We start from the raw sequence: 2104 nt of genomic DNA, 5'->3' as shown, positions 1-2104 counted from the left end.
CTGATATTGTGCTTTCACAAGATAGTTTCTATTAAATGAGTCAACCCTGACTACAAAACCTTCATCTAACTCTAAAATTGTGACGTCACTAAGGACAATACACATGGCTTACACCTAAAAACTGATTATCCCCATACGACCTCCCCAAAACTCAACCTATATTCACGAGTTTACTTTTGTTTTTTTTTTTGACCATTTTTTGCTTAACTTCCGTATTCTTTTTGTGAACTACCTATAAAATAACCTTCTTTTTTAGACTGATGTCACACACGAACCTCTCCTCCAATCTGTTCACCAGATAGCCACTCAGCCACATTCCTAAAAATTAATCCTAAGATTTTTGCGAATCTAGTACTACACAAATAATGGTACTACAAGCTTCATTTTTCTATAAGTTATTTTCCTTGATAAAAGTTTTCTATTTCCGTAGCGAAATTTTTTATGTTAATCGGGATTTTCTTTATCCCTAGCAACTTGCATAGCTCTTTTGTTTGTAAGTTTGGAGTTTCAATCAAAATTTCATCGTTTCTGCGACTGTAAAAGCACATCCATGATTGAGCTACCCCGAATAGTTCTGAGGTAGAAATCTTTGATGCTCTTATTTCTTTCCGTAGAAGCAGTAGTATTATCGTATTTATAATATCAGCAAAAATCTTCCCTCTCACGGATGTTTCATTCCATTTTGACAGTGGTAGCAACTGAAGATACTCTTTCGAAGTTTTAAACACGTTTTCAATTTTGGTTCTTTCAAAGTAGTCACACAGTAACTCCTTAGGTGTAGTATCCCTATTTGACAGTAGGATAAAATAACCGTTCTTTACTGCAACCCAGTTCTTTTCTTTAGCTGTCAGACTGTTAAATTCATCTTCATGTTTCTTGAGATACTCATCATACCTTATTTGTGCCGCTAGACGATCAACATAAACGTACGCATTGATTGATGTACCGAATATCTCTACAGTTTCCTTTTTCCCAAAATATGAATGACCTTCTCTAATAAAGTCTCCTTTGTGATTGACTATATTTCTTTTGTTTTTTTCATACAAATCTTTATAAGGATATCCTTTTTTAGCAGGCATTCTTGCCGTCATTACCCGGATTCTCTTTATATCACTATCTTCTGCTTGCACGGATTCTGAATTGAGAGATTTCAGTAAATCCTGTGTCACATAGCCGGCATCAAGTACTACCGATTCTACAGTAACACCAACGCTGGTATATACATTCTCTGCAATGTTTGCAATTGTACTCAGATCAAGAACATTCCCTGGGATTATTTCGAACCAAACAGGCAACCCTGTTTCCTGATCTAGAATAAGAACTAAACGTGTCTGCACAGAAGTGCTTGTCACTCCATGACTGCACAATGCGTTGAAAGGATTATCCTTTATGTCATTTGGTAAAGGAGTTGAATCAACAAAACATCCACGGCCAAAATTAGGGTAGATCATTTTCAGATGATTTGTTAACTGCTTAAAAAACTTGAGCCTGCAATGATCTGCACCCATATCAGAAAAGAACTTAAAATCACTGCCTAACGAGGGAAGTGAAACTTCTCGCAGATAATATGAGGCGTAAGATTTTTGAATAAAATGCGAACATTGGATTTTACTACCATCCCTTAAAATTCCATGGAAAATATGCATTATCAAACGTTCATAATTTTCGTTATTCTTAAAAGCATTGCGCAAAACTCCTAGAAGTTTCGATTTTCTTAAGAAGTGTAGCAAAAGATAGCTGTCTCCAAAAACTGTATGCACATTCTGTTCTGGAAAAATTTCTGCTGACAGATGCATTATCCGTTCATCATTTTTATCTACCTGACTAAACTCATCGTTCAAAGAATCATAGTAAACGATACCGCGTGTAGGCGATTTAAAAATACCTTTTTTTCTATCTTCAGACAGATATAAAACCCTGCCTAAATTCTCTCTGGTAACAGAAATCGAATGATAAGGCTTCTTCGCTGAATCCTTACACTGGATCCATTTTTCTTTTGGAAGGTACTTACTTTCCTTGATTGCTGCACTGCCAGAAATAATTTTTTTTGTATTTGGATCGATTTTTAGGTTCTGAATTCTCAAAGTAGGCATTTTTAACACAC

General features: G+C 35.5%; 1 protein-coding gene. It reads right to left on the bottom strand.

The window, feature by feature from the left end:
* Positions 1 to 395 precede the first annotated feature (395 nt).
* A partial coding sequence (locus ACJROP_RS02320; protein WP_406533886.1) for a transposase occupies positions 396 to 2104 on the bottom strand: 1709 nt, incomplete at its 5' end.

Source organism: Methanobrevibacter sp. (assembly GCF_045220775.1).
Lineage (GTDB): Archaea > Methanobacteriota > Methanobacteria > Methanobacteriales > Methanobacteriaceae > Methanocatella.
The sequence above is the reverse complement of the archived record's forward strand: the minus strand, read 5'-3'. Positions and strand labels throughout refer to the sequence as shown.